Source organism: Neobacillus oceani, from assembly GCF_046237595.1.
Classification (GTDB): Bacteria; Bacillota; Bacilli; order Bacillales; family Cytobacillaceae; genus Bacillus_D; species Bacillus_D oceani.
In genome coordinates this window covers 388392-411057 of sequence record NZ_CP143543.1, presented here as the reverse complement: position 1 = coordinate 411057, position 22666 = coordinate 388392, and the positions used below count along the sequence as shown (strand labels likewise).

Below are 22666 nucleotides of genomic sequence, written 5' to 3'. Positions count from 1 at the left end.
CGATTTGTTGCAATGTACTATTTTACCCATATCTGCTTGATTGTTAATACGGCTATAAAAGCCCAATTCTAAGTGACTGTTTTTCCCGACAGGAATGCCTGCCATTTTTTATAAAAAAAGACAGGAACGGGTATGTTCCTGCCTTTCAAAGTATAAGGGCGGCCGCCAGCTTAGTCGGTCCCAAGCGTTACGCCAACCCTCTTCAAATATTGTCTGTAGGCAATGCTCATCCGGTCACATTTCAATGACAGCTCAGCCTGCAAGTCAAGCGGAAGGTCCTCCGGCTTCTGGTTCTCCACTATCGGCTTATCCTGGGCAAAAATCATGTCCTGGAACTCAATGACTTCCTGGTCGGTTGTCCCTGTTTCATAATTAAACGACATGATTCCATATGCAATGGACTTGCTTTCGTCAACCGGAAGGATGGTTAGTAAAATAGTCATTTTGTTATCGGTATCCGGGTCCCTTTTGGTGAACAGGACGGTCAATGGACGGAGAATTTCATACGTATAATAAACATCCTTGGCAACCCCAGTGCCATCCGGGTCCGGCTGGAAGATCGCGATTTCATCACAGTATATCCTGTTTCCTTCAGTATGGACTTCATAATCCCCGATAACAGGATGCTCCTGCACCCCAAGAAAGCCCTCATGGATGAAAGCCAGATGGCCGACATCGAGGAAATTCTCGACAACCCTTGGCGGCTTTGCATTGACCTGCTGCGGGCCCCAAAGGATATTGCGGTAACTTTCATCGCCATATTGGGGGTAGGAAAAGAACTCCGGATTGTTGTTGTTTAAATTAATCCAAACAAACCCATACGCTTCCTTACAGGCATATTTGAATGCTCTTGCTTTTAAAGGAATTGATCTTCCTTCCGGGAGCTGGGGAATTTTTGTACACGCACCGTCCGAGTTGTATTCCCAACCATGATATGGGCAGACAAGATTTCCGTCTTTGACGCAGCCAAGCGACAAGGCTGCGCCACGGTGGATACATAAATCCTTAAAAGCATGGATTCCTTCTTCATTTCGGAAAAGAACGACTCTCTCCCCCATAACAGTCACCTGTAGCGGCTTCTCTTTTACATCTTCTATTTTACAAGCTACAATCCAGTCGCTGCGTAAAACATTTTCCTCCACTATCACTTTTACCACTCCTTCAAATAGTCTCACTATCTATACATTATGGAGGAGGGCAACATTTAAAGTCAACACAGAATACGAACATTATTACTTTCACAAATAAAATTGTACGTCTTTTGGGTTTACATTTTCAAAATCCTTATTTATAATGCAACTATAATTTACAAATTCATAGATAGCAGAAAATTCTTTAAGTGCAAATAACAGACAATACTACAAACCAAACCTACTAATCGAATGACCAATTTGCCAATCCTATCGTTCTATTAAACCAAAAAATAATAATAAAGGAGTTTTACTCAGTGGACCAAAACAACCAAAACACGAACATTGCAGTAGGGATTGACGAAAAAATCAGTTGGAGGAAGGCGTTCTTGCTTGGCATGCAGCATGTACTTGCAATGGACCTGTACATCGCGCCAATTATTATTGCTGGATTGCTTTCGCTGGATTCAATGAACACAACCTTCTTTATTCAAATGTGTTTTCTTGCAGCCGGACTGGCGACATTGATTCAAACAATTGGCGGCTTGCGCCTTCCAGTCGTCCAGGGGCCATCCTATGTCCCGATCGGCGCTTTGGCAGCGATTGGCGGAAAGCTTGGAATGGGAGCTGTTTTCGGAAGCCTTTTACCAGGCGCCTTGATTATCGCGATTCTCGGATATCCGTTAAAGTGGTTCGCGAAGGCTGTCAAAAAAATTATCCCGCCTCTTGTCGGCGGAACGGTCATTGTCATCGTAGGCATTTCGTTAATGCCAAGTGCTTTTAATAGCATTTATACTTCTCCCGGAAATGTCGGGCACAACGTTTTGATTGCATTTGTATCCGCCGCGGTATTGGTCACTTGCATTCTTCTAGGACGGAAAGCGAAGGGGTACGGAACTTTTTTCCGCCTGGTCTCCGTTATCCTGGCGATTGTAGCCGGAACCATTACAGCATCGTTTTTTGGCACGATCGATTTTTCTTCTGTTAAAAATGCTGCGTGGATTTCTTTTCCAAGCCTTTTCCCATTCGGAAAACCGGTTTTTGACTTGCAGGCAATCCTGACGATGATTTTTATTTACATGATTATTCTTATCGAAACAACCGGAACCTGGTTTGTTGTTTCTACTGTCACGGGCAGTAAATTGAATGAAAAGAGATTGAACAAGGCTTCTTTTGGTGAAGGCCTTGGCTGCTTCGTCGGTTCCCTTTTCGGCGGAACGCCAATGACGGGGTATTCTTCCAATGCCGGCATTATCGCCATCACAGGTGTCGCGAGCAGGATGGCGATTATCGCCGCCGGAATCATCCTCATCGCACTCGGTCTTGTTCCTAAATTATCGGCAATCATCACGTGTGTTCCCCAGCCTGTCATCCAGGGAATTTTCGGTGTCGTCTGTGTAGCCATCGTTATGAACGGGCTTAAAGTCATCCAAAATGTCGAAATCGATGACCGCAATATGATCGTCATCGGAGTCCCAATCCTTTTAACGGTGGGCACAATGGTCCTTCCAAAAGAAGTCCTATACAGCGTACCGGACTTTGCGAATTACATCCTGTCATCTGGAACGGCCGTCGGCGCCATCGCGGTTCTCATTCTTAATCTCGTAGTACCACAAGAGCGGAAATCAGCCGCTCCAACAGAGACAAAACCGGTTTCCTGAGAGGCAAAGGCACACCAAAAAATCACTCCCGCTCCGCCGCATTTGGCTGGAGCCGGAGTGATTTTTTATTAAAGGCTAACTTATTTCGAATTCGATTGGTTGGTTATTCCTTTAATTTTGTTCAATACTTCACATAGTTCCCTTATAAAATAAGAGAATGGTACAAACCTTTCTCTTATCTCATGAAGCTAGTTACCAAATCATTAATTCGTTTGCTTCACGCTTTAGTTGCTCACGGAAATCAGGGTGGGCGATGGCTATCAGCTTTTCAACCCTTTCCCTAATGGAGGTGCCTTTTAGGTGGGCAACTCCGTATTCGGTTACAACGTAGTCGACATCGTTTCGGGACAGTGAAACGACGGCACCGGGAGTAAGCCGCGGTACTATTTTCGAAATCGTTTTCCGCTCGTTGCTTCCAGGAACTCTGATATTAGCAGTTGAATAAAGGGCAATGAATGACTTGCCACCTTTTGAAAGCTGGGCGCCGATAGCTGTGTCAGCCTGGCCGCCTGTTCCGCTGAATTGGCGGTGGCCAATCGATTCAGAGCAGCATTGGCCTGTCAGGTCTATTTCGAGGGTCGTGTTAATGGAAACCATTTTGTGGTTCTGGCCAATGACATATGGATCATTTACGTAACTGCCATTCAATATGACGACCCCTGGATTGTTGTTGATAAAATCGTACAGCTTCTTCGTACCGAGCGCAAAGGTTGCAACCATCTTGCCTGGCTGCAATGTTTTTTTCCTGCCGGTTACAACACCCGCTTCAAACAAATCAACCATTCCGTCGGTAAACATTTCGGTATGGATTCCCAGGTCCTTTTTATTCATGAGCTCAGCTGAGACAGCGTTAGGGATGCCGCCGATGCCAAGCTGGATCGTGGAGCCGTCTTCAATCAACTCTGCAATCTGCCTGCCGATAATCCTATCTTTTTCGTTCGGTTCTGGCGACTGAAAAAGAGGGATATCGTAATCGGCTTCAATCACATAGTCGATTTCGGAAATATGAATGATTGTGTCGCCAAAGGTCCGTGGCATCTTTGGGTTGACCTCCAGAATCACAAGGTCTGCAACCTGGGCAATTTCTTTTTCATAGGTCGCACTTAAGGAAAGCGACAGGTAGCCATGCTCATCCATCGGTGAAGCGGTGCCGATAAACATGTTGGTATGGCGGTGTTCGTTTCGCCTTACACCCGCAAAATGGAGATGGTTTGGGATGTAGGAAACCGTGCCTGCCTCATGCATCTTTCTTACAGCAGGCATATAGAACCATCCCTCCATCAGAAATTGATTTTTATAGGATGGGTCGCAAAAGTACGGATATTCAAGGATTGGCAAACACGTCGAGACTCTTACATCGGTAATATCCTCCGAAATCGTATGGAGCTTGGAGAGCATATTCCTTGGTTCAGCAGCCGCAAGTGCCGAGACGATATGGTCACCGGTTTTAACGAAACTCAATGCTTTTTCAACTGTTATTTTTTTCGAAAAATAAAGGTCTTGATACTTATTCGTTTTAGACATAGCGTTCATTTTCTACCGGCCCCCATTTAATGACATTCGCTGCCCAGGCATAGCCAATTCCCGCTGAAATCATTGAAATTACCGTACCGTCAGTTACCTTGCCTTGCTCTAATGCCAAGTGTAGGGAAAGAATCTGATCCACCTGGCCCATATGGCCATATTCGCTTAAATAGATTGATTGGTCTTCAGTCAGGCCTAGAAGGTCGAGCAGGTACTTGTGCATGGAATATTTGAAATGAAGGACTGCCAGATATCCGAGTTCTTCTTTGGCCACTTTCGACTTTTCAAATGCCCGGTCGATGCAGTGCAGCCAGTTAGGCATGGAAACCTCGTTCAAGCGGTCCTTCATATGCTTTTCATCGAATAGTCTTAAAGATTTGTAGGCTTCGTTAAGATTTTCTCTGGTGATCGGCTTTTCGGTTCCGCCGAATTCCACCCCGGCGTCGCGCGACATTGTTCCGTCTGTCATAATATGCGAGCCTAATAGGAGGTTGCGTCCGTAGTTCTTTTTTAAAATAATCGCTCCTGCTCCTGCTGATAGGTTATACATCATTGACATCGCCCGGTCGGTGTAATCGACGAAATCGCCATTGCGATAGCCGCCTACAATCATGACGGTGTTAATGTCCTCGTCTGAAAGCATCATGTCCTTTGCTATTTTCATGGCCGAGACTGCTGTACAGCAGCGCTGCTGGAGATCGATGCCCCATGCATTGGTTGCGCCGATTTGTTCCTGAATGTAAATGGCGGAAGTGGTTAGCGGGTATTCCTTCCACTCTTCACCGATTGAGATGACCAGATCGATTTCCTTCGGGTCGATCCCAGTGTTCTTGAGTGCATCGAGGCCGGCCCGGACACCCATTTCCTGTGTCCCGTCATTTTCACCGGGAACCCGCTTTTCCTTGATCCCCAGCTTTTGGGAGATGGCTTCCTCCGTCCAAACGCCGTTTGTCGCATCGGCAATATCCTTCGCGGTCATTCTATGGTCTGGGATATAGATGCCTGTTCCGACAATTCCAACATCATTGGTTGTCATTCTTTACGCCTCCTGTCTATAGTGATCCAGACTGTGTTTAGCGCCTTGTTTCATTTGTTATCTTTCAAAAAATCAATGATTAATTGGTTTGTTTGTTTCGGCTTCTCCATAAAAAACAGATGTCCTGCATCATCTATGATGATTGCTCTTGAATGAGCAATTTTTTCAAGAAGAAGCTGTGCATTCTCAAACGGTACGACTCGATCACCTCGACCTGCGAGTATGAGCGTTTCAGCGACTATCGTGTCTACCTTGTTTTCGCTATTAAAGGACGCACCGGCAAACAGCTGTCGCTGATATGCATGTTTTGGCTGTGGATTATTTCTCTGCTCTTGTAGGATAAAATCAAGAATGTCCTGATTTTCGTTCAATGTCCCTTCGTTTAAAGCGGTGGAAACAGCGTATCTCGCTTTTTCAGAAGTACGATCCTTGCTCGCACCCTGGAGCATGATTTCCAGTGTTTCCTTTGGGATCGGGATACTATTAGCGCCTCCGAATGAGGTGCAGCAAAGGATTAATTTATCAACCATTTCGGGATAGGAAATGGCGAACTCCTGGGCGATGAAGCCTCCCATTGAAACTCCTAAAATATGCGCTTTATCAATATTCAAGGCTTTGAGAACTTCAGCCGTGTCTTCAGCAAACATCTGGATCGAGTATTCCATTTCAGGCTTTTCAGTATGCCCTACACCACGGTTGTCAAAGATAACAACCTTAAAATGGCTGGATAACTCCTCTACTTGCCGTCTCCACATCCAGCTTGCATACCCGAGCCCCTCCAATAAGACAAGGACCGGACCTTCTCCATGTATTTCATAGTAAAATTCAATTCCATTGGCTTTAACTTTTGGCATAATCAATCCCCCCTTCCTTGAAGCTTTTATAGGAACCCGTTGCTGGATAAAGTTTTAGAAGGACTTACTGGCTGGCGCTTTTTTTGATTAATTTTATGAAAGTTTTGTGCTGAAATTTTCCCATGGCCTTTATAAACGTTTTTCCTGAAAAAGCCCTTCCAGGCCTTTCATCGGGCTCTGTCGGTTTTCCGGACACTGTTCAGAAATCGAACATTTGACCCTCTATTTGAATAAGGGTTTCCTAAATGCCAGGAAAGAACATTTAGGAACCCTTACTTTTAGAACTTTAGTTCACGGAAATTAGGTGCCCCAAAGTTCCGGCCTGTTCACCTGGCCAGTTGTTGCACAGATTTATTCGAATTCTGTGAACTCGGAATCCAGGGTAAAGATAAAGTTGCCTCCATCCTGAGCGACTTTGCTCAGTGCCATTTTGGTTACACCTTCACGCTTGCCATCTACATAGCTGATTTCTGGAGCAAGGCCGTCTGTGAACGTCATGCCGTCCATTGCTTCAACAAGGCCATCCCATGATAGGTTATCCCCTGCTGCTTTCAGTCCTGCGATAAATGTTTCTGCCGCAACCCAGCCAGCCATTGTGTAAGCATTGATTACCTTTTGTTCCGGGAAGTATTTTGCCATTGCGTCCATCAGCGGTTGAAGCTTTGCTGCATCGGCATTGACCCAGCCCATGACATAGAGGTTCTTGATTACATTCGGAGCTCCTGGTGATGCCAGTGCAAGGAAGGATGCATCTGCATTTGAATACGTTGTGATCATTGGAACGTTGAAGTTTACTTTCTCGAATTCTTTCAAAATGCCAGTCGTAGCGCCAGCAAGGCTGTAGACGATTACGACATCAGGGTTAAGGCTTTTTGCTTTTTGGACTGGAACGGTGAAGTCTGTATCTGCGGCTCCGATTGCCAATTTTCCTTCTTCTTTAAGGATGCCTTCCTGGCCAAGCGCTTTTAAGCCTTCCGCGAAACCTTCAACACCATCGCGGCCCACATCATCATTTTGATAAATGACAACAACGTTTTTAGCGCTGAATTTTTCCACTGCGTATTTAGCCATCAGCTTACCTTCATAGAAATAGTTTGGCTGAACAGGGAAGAAGTTTTTCCCGGATTGTGTGAGCTGCTTTGCGCCCGAGCCGAAGTAGACGGCCGGGATCCCTTCTTCTTGGACAATGCTTTCAGTGGCCATGACTCCTGGCGTGCCAAGCTGGCCGACAACAGCGAAAACTTTATCATCGAAAACGAGTTCTTCCATTGCCTTTACGGCTTTATCCGGCTTGAATTCATCGTCTTTCTTAATTAGCTCAACGGTCCTGCCATTTACTCCACCTTCATCATTCACCGCTTTCAAATACGCTTGCATTCCTTCAAAGTATGGAGTGCCAATGAATGCTAACGCACCTGATTGGACGCCGATGGTTCCGATTTTTACCGACTTATCGGTAACACCCTGGGCCAGTTCGACTTTTTCTGCTTCGTCTTTCTCGTCCTTACCCTTTGTTTTTTCACTGTTTGAACATGCAGTTACAGAAAACAGAAGAGTCAATACTAAAGCCAACAATGAACCTTTTTTGAAAATTTTCCCCATGATTTTGATCTCCCTTTTTTGAATTTTTTCAACTATGCATCTAAGCATTTGCTTAGTAAATGCCGTGGGTTAATGGCCGCCCAGATAGGCCTGCTTGATTTTCGGATCATTTCTTATCAATTGTGCGGGCCCGTGATGAATGACTTTCCCTGTTTCGAGAATATAGGCATGATGGCTGATGGACAGGGCCTGGTTTGCATTTTGTTCAACCAGGAATACGGTGGTCCCCTGCTGGTTGATTTCCCGGATGATCGAAAAAATATCCTTTACAATCAGCGGTGCGAGACCCAGGGAAGGCTCGTCGAGTAAAAGCAGTTTAGGTTTGGCCATCAATGCCCTTCCAATGGCCAGCATTTGCTGCTCCCCTCCGGATAAGGTCCCGGCAGCCTGCTTTTCCCTCTCTTTCAATCTCGGAAAATAGGTAAATACTTTCTCGAGGGACTTGGCGGCTTCCTTTCGATCCTTTTGTGTATAGGCGCCAATTTGCAGATTTTCTTTGACGGTCAGTTCGGGGAAAACCTGCCTTCCCTCTGGTGCCTGAACAATCCCGGATTTCACAATCTTTTCAGGAGATTGGCCTGTCAAACTCTTATTGTCAAAGGTGATGCCGCCCTTTTGAGGCTTTATCAACCCGGAAATAACCTTTAATATCGTTGTTTTTCCTGCCCCATTCGCACCCAGGAGGGTTACAATATTCCCTTCCTTTATTTCAAGAGATACATCCTTAAGGGCATGGATGTAACCATAATAGGCATTGATGTTTTCGAGCTTAAGCATGTACCTCATCCTCCTTGCCAAGATACGCTTCCTGTACGGCCGGATGATTTTGGATTTCCTTTGGACTGCCTTCTGCAATCTTGGAGCCAAAGTTTATTGCGCAAATTTTTTCACAAACCTCCATAACGAGGTTCATATCGTGTTCAACGAGGATGATGGTAACGTCAAATTCATCCCGGATTTTTTTAATAAGGTTGGTTAATGTTTGTGTTTCACTATGGTTCATCCCGGCAGCAGGTTCATCGAGGATGATCATTTTTGGATTGGACATAAGCGCCCGCCCGAGTTCTATCAGCTTCATGACCCCGTAAGGCTGGGCTGCCCCTGGATAATGTTCAATCCCGCGGATGCCCAGGAAATCCATAATATCGAGGGCCTTGTCGCGGATCCGCTTTTCTTCCTTTTTCACGAACGGGAGCCGGAACCCCTGTGAGAGGATTCCACCCTTTGTCATACTGTGCTGGCCGATGATCAAGTTTTCCAATACAGTCAAGTTTTTAAAAAGTTCGACATTCTGGAAGGTCCGTACCAAACCGATGTCGACCATTTGATGGACCTTATAATCGAGCAGATTTATATGCCCTTGAAAGGTGAGTTTTCCTTTGTCAGGGGTATAGAATCGGCTGATGCAATTGAATACGGTTGTTTTGCCTGCGCCATTCGGTCCGATAAGGCCATAGATTGCATTTTTTTCAACTGTGAAGCTTAAATTGTCTATCGCCTTTAACCCTCCGAAGGAAATGGACAGGTCCTGTACCTGTAAAATCGGTTCCATCTTTATCCCTCCACCCCCTTTGTCGGTTTCGTGTGCTTTGGCCTGCCAGCGAATAGTGATTTAAGCTGGGATCCTATTCGCGCAAGGCCATATGGGAAAAACATAATGACAAGGACAAGCGCGATCCCGGTAAAAATGCTTGCAACGTTCTTGATGTTCTGCAGCCACTCAATGTCTTTTACGAATTCAGGAATGAATACGATAAATGCTGCACCTAATACGCTTCCCGGTATGGAGGCCAGGCCTCCGATAACCACCATCGCCAATAAATTCAGTGACAGGTCAATTCCCCATTGATTCGGCTCTGTATATCGGATCAAGTGTACATATAAAGAACCGCCGATCCCGGCGTAAAAAGCGCTTAGTGCAAAGGCAATCAATTTATATTTGAATAAGCTGACGCCCATCGCCTGGGCCGCGTGCTCACTATCACGGATCGCAATCAAGGCGCGTCCGGTTTTTGAGGATAAAAGATTATGGGCAAACAGAATGAGCAAAACACAGATGATGACCGCCAAAACGAAAAAGTGTTCACGTTCTCTCAAGGCGAAGCCAAAAATTTCAGGGGTGGCCGCCCGTACCCCGGAGAATCCATTCGTAAAGGCAATCCATTCCTTAAAGGTTTGCTGAATGGCAACCCCAAAGCCAAGTGTCGCAATCGCTAGGTAATGGCCCTCAAGGCGAAGCGCCACTAGTCCAAGGAAGAGCCCGATAACCATCGGAATCAGTCCGGATAATAAGAGACTTACTAAAAACGGAAGTTCATAGTTTGCAGTAATATAAGCTGATAAATAGGCTCCAAGCCCCATAAATGCCGCATGGCCAAGCGAGATTTGTCCCGCGTAGCCGAGAAGGATATTAAAGCCGATCGCAACGATTGCATAAATGACGATCAGGTTCATCATCGTCATTGTCGACCGCTCCATCTCAACCAGTAATGGAATTATCGCGACGATTAGCCCGGCCACTATATAGAGGAATGGTTTGTTTTTTAACAATCCCTTCATGTCTTACACCTTCTTCCGGTGGACTTTGCCGAAGAGTCCTGTAGGTTTCACGATTAAAATGATGATCAACAAGGCATAGACGATGACTGTTTTCCATTGCAGCGAGATGTAGTAGCCAACAAGGTTATCAAAAACCCCGATAACAAAACCGCCAACAACTGGCCCGACAAAAGATCCGAAACCGCCAAGGACGGCAGCAATGAATGATTTCAAATGCACTTCTCCCATCATCGTCGTCGAAACGTTGGTTGTCGGGGCAATCAGGATTCCTGCGATCGCTCCGAGTACGGTAGCGATGATCCATGACAAGGAATACACCTTCGAAACCGGCACTCCCATCAATTTTGCGGTTGTCTCATTTTGGGCAGTGGCACGGATGGCAATGCCAATCAATGTATTTTTTATCAAATAAAATAAAATCGCCATGATTACGAGTGTGATTGAGATGATGAAAATGGCGTTAGGCTGGATAATGACTTCCCCAATGTTGATATTGTCCATGGTCAACGCTTTTCTGAATGGGTGCATATCGATTCCGAACAATGCAGATGCAACACCGTTAAAAATCATAATAAGTCCAAGGGTGATGATCATTTTACTTACCAGGTTAGCCTTAGATGCAGGGCGTATGAAGACTCTCTCAACGAGAAATCCGAGAAAGACCGCAAATAAAATCGCCCCGATGAATGCAACTGGATAAGACATCGTTTGCTGGAATATTGTAAAGGCGATAAAGCTGCTGAACATAGCCATTTCACCTTGAGCAAAGTTAATGACGTCAGAGGTCCGGTAAATCAGGACTAAACCCAGGGCAGCCAAAGCATACAAACTGCCTGTTTCCAATCCAGCTATGACATTTTGTAAAAATTCAACCATAACAAGCCCTCCTTTTCTTTTGATTGCAGCTATACTTTCTTACATTGCAAATACCGTGCCAATTTTTAATAAAATGGTTATGCTGATTGGGTGATGTTGCGAAAAACCTTTATTTTAAAGGTTTTTTCGACTTATTAAAATTTTTTGGACAAATAAAAAATGACTTTGATTTTTTCTCAAAGCCATTTTATTTTGTAAACGCTTACTTTTTTAGTGTCCGATAATCCGACAGGTGTATGGTTTTACGACAAAGGCGGCTTTAATTCGTATTTTTCAATTTTGTCATAGAGGCTTGAACGGCTAATATCAAGGATATCGGCTACCTTTACTTTGTTATGATTCAACTCGTCCAGGTAATTTTTAATAATCTCTTTTTCCGTTTCCTCCAGGATACTTTTTAACGTTTGCCCATTTGATAGCTTATGAAGCTTCTTGTTTCTCGTAATCGTGAATGGAAGATGGACAGAATGAATCGTATCGGTATCTGTGAGATTGATGGCACGCTCCAGTACGTTCTCCAGTTCCCTGACGTTACCAGGCCAATGGTAGTTCAGCAGATGCTCCATCGCATTTTTGGAAATAGTGCGGACGTAAACCCCTAACTGGCTTGACAGCTTCTCAAGCAGCTTCATCGCCAAGTCCGCAATATCGGTTTCCCGTTCGCGCAATGGCGGGATTTCAATTGACATGACATTCAGGCGGTAAAAAAGATCTTCACGGAATGACCCTTCCTCGACCATTTTTTCAAGGTTTTTATTGGTGGCCGCGATCACGCGAACATCGACTGGAATCGTCCTCGTACCGCCAACTCTTTCAATCTCTTTTTCCTGCAGGACGCGAAGGAGCTTGGCCTGCATGCTGAGCGGCATGTCGCCAATTTCATCAAGAAAAATACTGCCGCCGCTTGCCAGTTCAAACTTTCCAGGCTTGCCTCCCTTTTTAGCGCCGGTAAACGCTCCTTCCTCATAGCCGAATAGTTCCGACTCAAGCAGCTCAGCAGGGACTGCGGCACAGTTAACCTTGATAAATCTCTCATGCTTTCTGTTGCTGGAGTGGTGGATTGCATGGGCAAATAATTCCTTGCCTGTCCCGCTTTCCCCCAGCAATAAAACATTCGATTTTGTCTGGGATGCCCTTCTCCCCATATAAATCGCCAACACCATTTTCTCGCTTGTACCAAGGATGTTTTCCCAGCTATATTTCGCACCATGGATGTGCTTCAACTGTTCCTCGGCATAGTTTAACGCTGTCTCGAGGAGTTTATTTTTTTCAATAATATCCTTGAACTCTTTTACATCCTGGAAGAGCAGCAACCCAAACCCGTAGGCCACTTCTTGATTTATATCCAGTACAGGTATTCTGTGGACAATCGCTGTTTTTCCGTTCTTGAATTTATGTTTCCAGGCTATTTCCGGCTTTTTGCTTGATAGTACATACGGGAACCTTGAAAATTCATCTACTTCCAATACCGGTTTTCCTAGGATTTCTTCCTTCGGGAAACCTAAATAATCGGCAAAAATTTGGTTAATCATCCGAATTTTTGTATCTTTATCAACCAAAATGATTGGAACCGAAATAGGATCAAACAGCTTTTCCATTGTATTCAGAAAAGCCTCCGAGCCAAGGACTTCCAAGTCTACAGAGGTGATTACGTTGGTAACATCCAACCCCACAAACTCCCCTCCTTTTTCATCCCTTTTCCTTTATTGTATATAATTAACAGTGTGGAATGGAACTTTTTTTAAAAAAAATGTAGGAAATTCGGACAGTGTTTGCTGTTTGCTACATTCCGGGTGGCGATTTTCTTTAAAAATAGTGATTATTCAGGTTGGCAAGATTCTTGCATACTATTTAATTGACTATATATTGGGAGGTAACGAGAAATGAGATTAAAAGACAAAGTGGCGATTGTTACAGGAGCTGGAAGAGGAATCGGGGAAGCAACTGCGATTAAATACGCAAAAGAAGGTGCAAAAGTCATCGTTGCTGATGTAAACAGCGAGGATGTTGACCGGACGGTTGCCGTTATTAATGAAGACGGCGGCAAAGCGATTGGAATGATCGTTGATGTAACTGATTTGGGCCAGGTGGAAAAAATGGTTTCTGATACAGTGGAGCATTTTGGAAGCGTTGACATAGTTGTGAATAACGCCGGAATCACCGCTGACGCCCAGTTGATTAAAATGGAAGAAGCCCAGTGGGACAGGGTCATTGATGTTAACTTAAAAGGAGTCTTCAACGTCGCCCAGGCCGCAGCAAAACAAATGAAGGAGCAGAGTCGCGGCGTCATTTTGAATGCCTCCTCCGTTGTTGGCTTATATGGAAACTTCGGACAAACCAACTATGCAGCAACCAAATGGGGCGTCATCGGCATGACCAAAACGTGGGCGAAGGAGCTTGGCCGGTTTGGCATCCGTGTGAATGCGGTTGCCCCTGGGTTCATCATGACGCCGATGGTCGAAAAAATGCCTGAAAAGGTTCTTGAAATGATGAAAGGAAAATCTCCGCTCGGGGTCCTCGGCCAGCCGGAGGACATTGCCAATGCGTATACGTTCCTTGCATCTGATGAAGCACGGTATATTACCGGGACTGTATTGAGCGTCGACGGCGGGGTTGTGCTTTAATTCATGTGGGTTTATCGGACAGGGCTCTTTAAAACTAGTTTGGTTTTGTCCGATTTTCGAGGTTGATTCGGGCTGATTCTTACGGGATTCAGCCTTTTTGTATATGATGGGAGGCGTTGGCATGGCCATGATGAATATTAACGGAAATGAATTGTTTTACGAGGTTTTTGGGGATTCGGAAGCGTCCAAAACGGTGATGTTTTTTAATGGGGTGATGACGACCACATCTTCGTGGGCCTTATACTACCCCCTTTTTGAAAAACTCGGCTATCGGATTGTCCTTCATGACTTTAAAGGACAAATGAAGTCCGCCAAGCCTGATGGACCTTATACATTTAGGGAGCATGCAGAAGATGCGAAGGTTTTGCTGGATAGGTTGGGAATCCAAAAGGTGCACCTGGTCGGTACCTCGTACGGCGGGGCAGTCGCATTAAGGTTTGCGATTGATTACCCTGAAATTGCGGTTAGCCTCACTTTGATTGATGTTGCCAGTGAACTTGGCGAAACGACTCGGCTATTTTTGGAGGGCTGGAAACAGCTGGCTATAGGCCCTCAAGGAGAAGCTTTTTTCTGGGGAGCGGTCCCTTCCCTCTACTGCAATTCCTTTGTTGAGAAAAATAAAGAATTTCTCGCCGAGCGGGCAAAGCTAATGAATGATATTGGAGAGGATTATTTCAACGGGCAGGTCCACCTCTATGATACGTATATCAATGATTCGGATGTAACCGATGAGCTTTGCAAAGTGAAGTGTCCGACTCTCGTAGTGGTTGGGGAAAATGATCTGTTGACCCCCCGCCGATTTTCTGACATTTTGGTACGGCACATACCGGATACGGAATATCTCATCATTCCCGAGTGTGGCCATGTGACCATTTTTGAACAGCCTGGGAGCTTGTTGACTGCGATGGCGGGGTTTGTTTTGAAAAATAGTGAGCGTATGAGGAGTTAGTGTGGCGGCCTGTTTGCAGTCTTTGACTTCGGTATAAAAATGAATATTTAAAAAGTCTAGTTGGTAAGCCTTGAAAAGTGATTAGTACAAAAACGGTACTTATCACTTTTCAAGACAAATGGTATAACCTTTGAATATTACTGTGTCGCTTCCCAGCGAGCGACTTCTTCCCTGACCCTCGGCGCCACTTTTGTGCCGAACAGTTCAATCGCCTTCATGACATCCTCATGCGGCATCGAGCCAACCGGGCAATGGAGCATGAACCTGGTTATACCTACCTTCTTGCGTAAAAAGATAATCTTTTCCGCGACTGTACCAGGATCCCCGACATAAAGCGCTCCCTCAAGAGACCTCGCGGAGTCATAAGCCCGCCGGCTATATGGACCCCAGCCCCGCTCCCGTCCCAGTTTAGTCATAACCTGCTGGGTTGACGGGTAAAATTTATCTGCGGCTGTCTCGGTAGTTTCGGCAACAAAGCCATGTGAATGGGACGCCACCTTCAATTTTGAAAGGTCGTGTCCCGCATGCTCCGCGGCTTTCCAGTACAGCTGTACTAAAGGAGCAAAGTGAAGCGGGCTTCCCCCGATAATGGCGAGTACAAGCGGCAATCCGAGAAGGCCAGCACGGACGACTGATTCCTGGTTGCCCCCGCTTCCGATCCAAATCGGCAATGGATCCTGAACCGGCCGCGGGTATATCCCGATATTTTGAATGGCAGGACGGTGCTTCCCGCTCCAGGTAACTTTTTCGGACTTCTGCAGCGCCAACAGCAAGTCCAGTTTCTCCTCAAAAAGCTCATCATAATCCTTCAAATCATAGCCAAAGAGCGGAAACGACTCGATAAACGATCCCCTGCCAGCCATGATTTCCGCCCGGCCATTTGATAATCCGTCAAGCGTCGCGAAATCTTGGAAAACCCGGACCGGGTCATCCGATGAAAGGACCGTAACAGCACTTGTTAGCCGTATTCTCTTTGTCTGCGTTGCGGCGGCCGCCAGCAATACTGACGGTGAGGAAGCTGCGAAATCCTCCCGATGATGTTCACCAACCCCAAAAACATCAAGCCCCACCTGATCCGCTAAAATAATTTCCTCTGCTACTTCACGCAAACGCTGTGCATGGCTGACAACTTTCCCGGTCTCCGGATCCGGCGTCGTTTCCACAAACGTACTAATACCTAATTCCATTTTCAAATTCCCCTTTCACCAGCCGCCAAAACGACTGGCCAGATACCCATCATTGTACCTTTTTTAAAAAAATAAGCGTAAATATCTGCTCTCACTTCTGTTTCCTGATCTTCTTTTTCCAAAAAAAATAGAAAACAACCGCCAGGAGCAGCAAGCCTATCAAATAGAAGCTATACTTTGACACGTACAACTTAACTTTATCCCAGTCCTTACCCAGTACTGTTCCCAAAGTGATAAAGGTAAAAGTCCAAATAAAAGCCCCACTGTAAGCAAAAACAATAAATTTTTTAAATGGGTAATTGTTAATGGCCGCGATATATGCGGCTAGATGGCGGATTCCCGGGATAAAATACCCAACTACAAGGATGGCTGGGCCAATTTTTTCAAATAGCTTCCTCGTATAATCGATTTTGTGCTTGGTAATATGGACTTTGGGGCCGAACTTATGTAAAAGCGGCAGCCCTAATTTATAGCCAATAAAATAACTAAGGCTAATTCCGCCTGCCGCCCCTACACACGCACTCACCAATGAAGGAAAATAAGAAAGTTTTTCCTGGAAAATTGAAAAACCGACATATGTCAAAAGGACCTCATCAGGAAGGGGAAGGCCGACAATTCCCCCTATCAGCAAAATGGTGATCCCGATATAGCCGTAATGCTCAATAATATAGTTCAAATGCTGTTCCATTGCGCATCCCACCAGGGAAGATATTAGAACTATTTATTCACCCGTTTTTCGAGTAAATAAAAAGAAAGCCCACTTTTATTCTTTGGCCTATCATCCTATTTATGCAAAAGGCTATTCATAAGCGGCAGTGTCATAGAGATTTTGATTAGCACTTATTCACCAGGGAAGTGGGCATAATATTAAATATTGATATCCGGAGGAGCTTATCGTATGAGTGGGTTTTGCCCTTCATTTTGGCCAGAAGAACCAACCCCAGAAGTAGTAAAGAACTGCAGTGAATGCGGTCTCTACGAGCATGGATCGAGAATGGTTTGGGGTGAAGGGAATCCGCATGCCCCCATCCTTATCCTCTTGGATAATCCGGGTTCCAGGGAAGATCGGGAAGGTAAACCCTTTGTTTGCGGAACAAGGCAAGCACTTCAAAAGGCTGCCTTTGAAGCAGGTTTTCAAGCCGAGGATTTATATGTAACCTATGTTTTAAAAAGGAAACCGGTTAGAAAATACGATAAAGAACGAACGAGGCAAATCTGCATGAATCATTTGAAACAACAGATTGAATTAAAGCACCCTCAGCTTATTGTCTGCCTCGGCAACATCGCGGTCCAATCCTTTTTTCAGAATACGGAAGCTGACGTAAAATCATTAAGAGGACAAATCCATGAAGTCAATGGATACAAAACAATCGTTGCCTACCATCCATTGGCTGTCAGGCGCCGCCCGAATCTTTGGCCGTTATTTTTAGAGGATTTCAAACTAGCCGGAGCGTATTTTTTAACAAAGGGGCTGTAAGTTAAACTATCTTTATAGCTAAAAACATCCCTAAAAGCTAGCAGCCTGAAAAATCAGTTCTGCTTGCTCCTAGGGATTATTTTATGGCTGGACACCAAAAGGCAAGTTGAAAATTTCTCTTTGAAGTTCATTCTATAATCTATGTTTCCTCTAAAGCCGGTTTTCCAGCCTTGATTAATACTTTGTTCCGCCCTAACAAGATAGCCAAGACAATAATGAATACACCCGTTCCTATCAGCAGCCATTCGATTTTGATTATATCGGCGATTGGGCCAAATATAAGCATTCCGATTGGCATCATTGAAGTTGCAATCATCCCCATGACTCCAAAAACTCTTCCTAAATAGTCCTCTTCAATTTTTTCCTGCAAAAGAACAGTCGTCGGAGTGTTGAAGATTGGCATTGTAACTCCGAAAATGCCCATGAAGACTAAATAAATCCAAAAGATTGGAACGATTCCAAGCGCGAATGTGCAAACTCCCATGACCACACTCGCAAATGCCATTGTTTTTACTTTATTTTGAAAGCCTCCCCAAGCGGCAATAATTCCGCCGCCAGCCATCATCCCGATTGAAAAGGCAATCTCAATTGCAGTTAACCTCCAAACATCATCGCCAAAGCTCCGGGCAACCTGCAGTGGGGTCAAAAATGCAGCTGGCGCCATCAAAACAAAAAAGACCGCAAAGAAAAGGAAAAATTGCTTTAGATAAGCATGGCTATTTATATAGTGCAAGCCTTGTTTGAAGTCACTCAAGTAGCTCGTTGTTTGCTTTTCCGTTGCCTTCTTATGCGCGGAAATTTTCAAGAAACCAAGTAATGTCACAATGGCTATCGCTGCTGTAATGACATCAATGAAGAAAATAAATTCAATTGAAGCCAATGCCAGTAACGCCGCACTGACCATTGGCGACACAAACATGATGATAGCCTGGATACTTCCATTTATGCCGTTTACCTTTGTCAGCTTATCCTTCGGAACGATTTGCGGCAAAATAGCTCCGACAGCCGGAGTCTGAATCCCCGTACCAAAGGCACGTATCGCAGCCATCACAAAAAGCAGCCAAATGGAATCGAACCCCATTAAAAAAAGGATAGCCAGAATTAATGTAGCCACTGCAATAAGCGCGTCTGCAAATACAATCAGCATTTTCCGGTTATAGCGGTCGGCCCAAACGCCGGCAACAGGCGACAAAATAAACGTAGGGATGAAACCGCAAATGATATACAACATCATCATTAATCCCGATTTTGTCGTTAACGTGATGTACCACATTATCGCATATTGAACCAGTGATGATCCAAAAAGCGATATCGTCTGGCTTGTTAAAAAGAGAATGATATTCCTGAACCAATTCTCTTTATGATCATTTGTTTCTAAATTCATTTCTTAACAACTCATTTCTGTTTTTACTAGCAACAGTATACCCAAATTTATACTATTCGCACACACCTTACGACTGATTCAACATGTGTGAGTATGTGGCAACACTGAAATTTTTTCATTAAGCTAAAGCCCTCCTGACGATTGTCCCATCCTTTATGAATTCTGAAGGATATTGATAAACAAATGGATTCTTTATGCATACCGCTTCCCATGCAGCAACACACGCAGGATCAAAGTGGGTTCCTATATTTTCTTTTAAAAATTCGATTGCCTTGCCGTGAGTCCATGCTTTCCGGTACGACCTTTCCGAGGTGAGTGCGTCGTATACATCTGCCACGGCTACGATTCTTGCATATAATGGTATGTTTTCTCCAGAAAGCCTGTCCGGATATCCTGTACCGTCCCACTTTTCATGATGGGAGCGAATGATGCTTAATTCTTCTTTTAAAAATCCGAGCCCTTTGCACATAGTAAATCCTGTTGCAGGATGTTCCTCAATCAACTTTCTTTCTTCATGTGTCAATCTTCCTGGTTTATTTAGTATGTGATCTGGAATGCCTATCTTTCCAACATCATGCAGGAGGGAACCTTGCAGAATAGTTCGCAACTCTTCTGGTCTGAGACCCATTTCTTCTGCTAGTTTCAAAGCATATAAGGTTACCCTGAATGTATGTCCGGCTGTATAACTGTCTTTCTCTTCTGTAGCCGTCACAAGCGCCCTGATACTGGACGGAATGCTATTTGTTATCCGCTCAAAAGGATCAGTAATAAAAAGTGATCTTAGTGACTCGGATATTGTCCCTTTTACTGCATATTGCTTGTATAGGCCAATGATCATTACCACCATCGAACCAAGAAGAAGGAAATGATAAATCCACCAGCTCAGGCTCCACAATAATCCTCTTACCATAATAATCTGGGACACCATGATCCAACCAGAGCTATAGACAATTGCCAGCTGCAATGGAAACCGCGTAAAACGGTACGACTGGAAATACCTGTGTATTGTCAGCGCATTAATTAAAAGAATAAGGACGGTAATGATATTTTTTAACGGATTCATGTTAAGTGGAACAATGTCAACAATCCCTGGATTCAGAAGGCCGATTGTGCAAAAAATGCTTAGGGCAATCGTCCAGGAAGGAACGAGGACTTTTTGCTGGGAGGCAAGCAAAACTATAAATTTATTATTTGAGGAAAAAGAAGAGAACCATAGCCAAACTGTTACCAGCAACATGCTTAATTGCGCCGCTACACCAGGAAGGCTTGTTATTCCAAAAATAAAAGACGGCGTTGAAAGGCCATGAACTGAAAACATAATAGAGAGAGAGAGAAAAGCGAGCGAAAGGATACTCACTTTTATATTCCTCAACCTGCTGCCAGCTATTCCTACCAAAATTGCAATCCCTGATGCAAGAATGGACACAATCGAAACAATATAAAAGTGGCCATGCGGATGCACTAAGGCCGGATTCCTGAAAATCCCCAATTGAATCAATTCAAATAAAACATATGGGAAAATTATTCCTAAAAAAGGTATTGACATCATTATTTTTTTCATCTTAATCCTCCGGGCTGATTAACAGAACGAATTTTGTGAATCCTTTTCTATTTTAACATGGGAATAAAATGTAAATGTAATAAATTTTTGGTTATCCAACGCAAAAGTAGTATTAACGAATTGGTTGAGACCGCTGTCCGAAAAATTTTTAGAAGAAAAGCCCTACTCAAAGCAAAATTAACGTCTCGTAAGATACATTAGTAAACAAAATCAACTCTGCTGACTGAACCGCAAAACTGGGACTTCCTTTTCATTGCTTCGGGCTTTAAAAGTTGATTTAGTGACCGAACAGCAGTGGTAGCACGTTCTTCGGGCATTAAACTTTATAACCTGGCGCTGGCAATCATCTGTAAAATGGTAGGTGGTAACATTTGCCCATATGGTAATATGTTAAAAGAGAGAGTCAAGGGGGAGAGAAACCATGCCGGATTGGTCGTATCATACCATATTCAAGCCAATTCTCATGAAGCTGCCGCCTGCCTTAAGCCGCGGGTTTATTCACCGTGGAATGAGCATGATATCATCCACGCCAATCGGCGAAGCCTTAATTGAATTCCTTGGCCACATGGCGCCTTCCAAGGAACTTGAGAAGCATCTTTTTAACGTTCATTTTGACACTCCGGTAGGCCTGAGCGGGAGATTGGATCCCGAATTATCAGGATTGAAAGCCTTTCAAAACCTTGGATTTGGCTTCATCGAAATCGGTCCCGTTTCATTCAACGGCTCACCACAAAGGGAAATGCTGCGGATTGACCATGAAAAAGAACAAATAACGGGACTCACAGGCCGATTTCAAGGGATAGAAGCAGTAAAAAAGGAACTGGATTCTTTGAAAAAGAAAAAAGTGCCTTTTCTTATAAGGGTTGAAGGAACATTAAATGAAATAAACGAAATTTGTGATGAACTCCTTCCTTATAGTGATGCCTTCATAGTAAATAGCAATGTTTTTGAAGCAGATACTGAATTTCACCATTTTAGGGACAGGATAGGTAAGCCAGTCATCCTCCATTGCACAGAAGAACTTGGAACAACGATCGAACGGATTCGAACCTTTCATCCAAACGGAATCCTTATGGAAGGGGCTTCTTCTGAAGTGCTTCGCTATGGATTGGCAGCTTTAAGGGAATCATTTGGCGGGGACGTGCCGCTAATAACTTCAGGCGGAGTAAAGGAACCAGCTGATGCTGTGGCATTATTGGAGGACGGCGCTTCCATTATCCTTTTGGGGCAGGAATACGTATTTTCCGGCCCTGGGCTGCCAAAACGGATAAATGAAGCATACAGTGGCACATTCCAAAAGCAGCCCGCCATTTGGGGCGGATGGTTCTGGTATTGGCTGTTTGGGTTTGCCATTACAGTTGCTGGATTCATCGCGTTATTTTTCAGCATGAAAGATGTGATCCTTCCCTACGATGAAGCGTTCCTTGGTATGTTCAGGGACGATATTTTGGATTTTAATTCCGCGATTTTATTTTTTATGGCGCATGACCGCATGACACTTTCGGGGACCATGATATCGGGCGGCATCATCTATATGCAGCTGGCGAGGCATGGAATCCGGCTCGGGCTGCATTGGGCGAGAAAAGCCGTGAATACCGCCGGGATTATTGGATTCCTTGGGATTTTTCTATTTATCGGATATGGGTATTTCGACTGGCTGCATGGATTGTTTTGGCTTATATTATTGCCTTTTTTCATTGCGGGATTTTTGAAAACAAGGACCGCGGGGGAGAGTCCCACAAGCACGAACCTTTACAACAGCCGTGCCTGGAAGCTGAGCCTGATTGGGCAGCTTGCCTTTATTGTATTGGGGGCTTCTTTGACCGTTGGCGGAGCCGTCATTTCGTTCATTGGAGCTTCGAGTGTATTTGTCCCGACGGATATAACCTATCTATGCATGTCTCCGGAAATGCTTAATGCGTTTAATGATAAGTTAATACCTGTGATTGCCCACGACCGCGCCGGTTTCGGAAGCGCGTTATTAAGTGTTGGCTTGCTCGTATTAATGCTCGCCTTATGGGGAATCCGGGAGGGAGAGCGTTGGGTTTGGTGGACCTTTACAATTGGTGCAATACCGGCATTTTTAGCAGGAATTGTGACCCATTTTATTATCGGGTATACTGATTTCATCCACTTATTGCCTGCGTATTTCGCCTTGCTCCTGTACGTTGCCGGGGTCATTTGCACGGCGCCATTTTTAATGAATGGGTCATTTTTTAAAAAAACCAGGCAAAATTAAAAA

Annotated in this window: 19 protein-coding genes; 5 read left to right on the top strand and 14 right to left on the bottom strand. The window is 44.6% G+C overall.

Annotated features, from left to right (window positions below; all coding sequences use genetic code 11):
• Window positions 1–170 precede the first annotated feature (170 nt).
• Entirely contained in the window at window positions 171–1148 is a 978-nt protein-coding gene (locus tag V1499_RS02115) for a Rieske 2Fe-2S domain-containing protein (protein WP_409273410.1), read from the bottom strand.
• Between the two features lie 299 nt (window positions 1149–1447).
• On the opposite strand from V1499_RS02115, the gene V1499_RS02110 reads away from it, so the two are divergent.
• A complete protein-coding gene (locus tag V1499_RS02110) occupies window positions 1448–2791 on the top strand; it encodes a uracil-xanthine permease family protein (protein WP_409273409.1) in 1344 nt (447 codons plus the stop codon).
• Window positions 2792–2983: 192 nt separating this feature from the next.
• Here V1499_RS02110 and V1499_RS02105 read toward each other — a convergent pair whose 3' ends face one another.
• The 9 genes from V1499_RS02105 to V1499_RS02065 form a co-directional block, all read right to left on the bottom strand.
• Window positions 2984–4324 carry an acetyl-CoA hydrolase/transferase family protein gene (locus tag V1499_RS02105; protein ID WP_409273407.1) on the bottom strand — a complete coding sequence of 447 codons (1341 nt, stop codon included), beginning with the start codon at window positions 4322–4324 and terminating at the stop codon, window positions 2984–2986.
• Window positions 4308–5351 carry a 3-oxoacyl-ACP synthase gene (locus V1499_RS02100; RefSeq protein WP_409273405.1) on the bottom strand — a complete coding sequence of 348 codons (1044 nt, stop codon included), beginning with the start codon at window positions 5349–5351 and terminating at the stop codon, window positions 4308–4310. Before V1499_RS02100 ends, V1499_RS02105 begins: the two co-directional genes overlap by 17 nt.
• Window positions 5352–5401: 50 nt before the next feature.
• The gene (locus tag V1499_RS02095) at window positions 5402–6205 is read right to left on the bottom strand and encodes an alpha/beta fold hydrolase (protein WP_409273404.1); all 804 of its coding nucleotides are present in this window, start codon (window positions 6203–6205) and stop codon (window positions 5402–5404) included.
• Between the two features lie 351 nt (window positions 6206–6556).
• Window positions 6557–7807, bottom strand: a complete 1251-nt coding sequence (locus tag V1499_RS02090) for an ABC transporter substrate-binding protein (RefSeq protein ID WP_409273402.1) — start codon at window positions 7805–7807, stop codon at window positions 6557–6559.
• A 69-nt stretch (window positions 7808–7876) separates the two neighbouring features.
• The gene (locus V1499_RS02085; RefSeq protein WP_409273400.1) at window positions 7877–8584 is read right to left on the bottom strand and encodes an ABC transporter ATP-binding protein; all 708 of its coding nucleotides are present in this window, start codon (window positions 8582–8584) and stop codon (window positions 7877–7879) included.
• On the bottom strand, window positions 8577–9359 hold the full coding sequence (locus V1499_RS02080) for an ABC transporter ATP-binding protein (RefSeq protein WP_409273398.1): 783 nt from the start codon (window positions 9357–9359) through the stop codon (window positions 8577–8579). The genes V1499_RS02085 and V1499_RS02080 overlap by 8 nt, the downstream gene beginning before the upstream one ends.
• 2 nt (window positions 9360–9361) lie before the next feature.
• Entirely contained in the window at window positions 9362–10366 is a 1005-nt protein-coding gene (locus V1499_RS02075) for a branched-chain amino acid ABC transporter permease (protein ID WP_409273396.1), read from the bottom strand.
• 3 nt (window positions 10367–10369) lie between these two features.
• Entirely contained in the window at window positions 10370–11242 is an 873-nt protein-coding gene (locus V1499_RS02070) for a branched-chain amino acid ABC transporter permease (RefSeq protein WP_409273394.1), read from the bottom strand.
• Window positions 11243–11484: 242 nt separating this feature from the next.
• Window positions 11485–12915 carry a sigma-54 interaction domain-containing protein gene (locus tag V1499_RS02065; protein ID WP_409273393.1) on the bottom strand — a complete coding sequence of 477 codons (1431 nt, stop codon included), beginning with the start codon at window positions 12913–12915 and terminating at the stop codon, window positions 11485–11487.
• Between the two features lie 210 nt (window positions 12916–13125).
• On the opposite strand from V1499_RS02065, the gene fabG reads away from it, so the two are divergent.
• Window positions 13126–13866 (top strand): 3-oxoacyl-ACP reductase FabG, encoded by a 741-nt coding sequence (gene fabG / locus V1499_RS02060; RefSeq protein ID WP_409273392.1) that lies wholly within the window; start codon window positions 13126–13128, stop codon window positions 13864–13866.
• 121 nt (window positions 13867–13987) lie between these two features.
• On the top strand, window positions 13988–14815 hold the full coding sequence (locus tag V1499_RS02055) for an alpha/beta fold hydrolase (protein WP_409273391.1): 828 nt from the start codon (window positions 13988–13990) through the stop codon (window positions 14813–14815).
• 137 nt (window positions 14816–14952) lie between these two features.
• Here the strand turns inward: V1499_RS02055 and V1499_RS02050 are convergent, their stop codons facing one another.
• Both V1499_RS02050 and V1499_RS02045 read right to left on the bottom strand, forming a co-directional pair.
• Window positions 14953–16002: an LLM class flavin-dependent oxidoreductase gene (locus V1499_RS02050; RefSeq protein WP_409273389.1), complete on the bottom strand. Its 1050-nt coding sequence runs from the start codon at window positions 16000–16002 to the stop codon at window positions 14953–14955.
• A 91-nt stretch (window positions 16003–16093) separates the two neighbouring features.
• On the bottom strand, window positions 16094–16690 hold the full coding sequence (locus tag V1499_RS02045) for a DedA family protein (RefSeq protein ID WP_409273387.1): 597 nt from the start codon (window positions 16688–16690) through the stop codon (window positions 16094–16096).
• A gap of 210 nt (window positions 16691–16900) precedes the next feature.
• Between V1499_RS02045 and V1499_RS02040 the strand changes: the two genes are divergently transcribed.
• Window positions 16901–17479 (top strand): uracil-DNA glycosylase, encoded by a 579-nt coding sequence (locus tag V1499_RS02040; RefSeq protein ID WP_409273385.1) that lies wholly within the window; start codon window positions 16901–16903, stop codon window positions 17477–17479.
• 139 nt (window positions 17480–17618) lie between these two features.
• Here V1499_RS02040 and V1499_RS02035 read toward each other — a convergent pair whose 3' ends face one another.
• Complete coding sequence (locus V1499_RS02035; protein ID WP_409273383.1) at window positions 17619–18863, bottom strand: MFS transporter; 1245 nt, start codon at window positions 18861–18863, stop codon at window positions 17619–17621.
• A 118-nt stretch (window positions 18864–18981) separates the two neighbouring features.
• Window positions 18982–20424, bottom strand: a complete 1443-nt coding sequence (locus tag V1499_RS02030) for an HD-GYP domain-containing protein (RefSeq protein ID WP_409273382.1) — start codon at window positions 20422–20424, stop codon at window positions 18982–18984.
• Between the two features lie 421 nt (window positions 20425–20845).
• Here V1499_RS02030 and V1499_RS02025 point away from each other — a divergent pair, with 421 nt between their 5' ends.
• Entirely contained in the window at window positions 20846–22663 is a 1818-nt protein-coding gene (locus V1499_RS02025; RefSeq protein WP_409273380.1) for a dihydroorotate dehydrogenase, read from the top strand.
• Window positions 22664–22666: the final 3 nt, after the last annotated feature.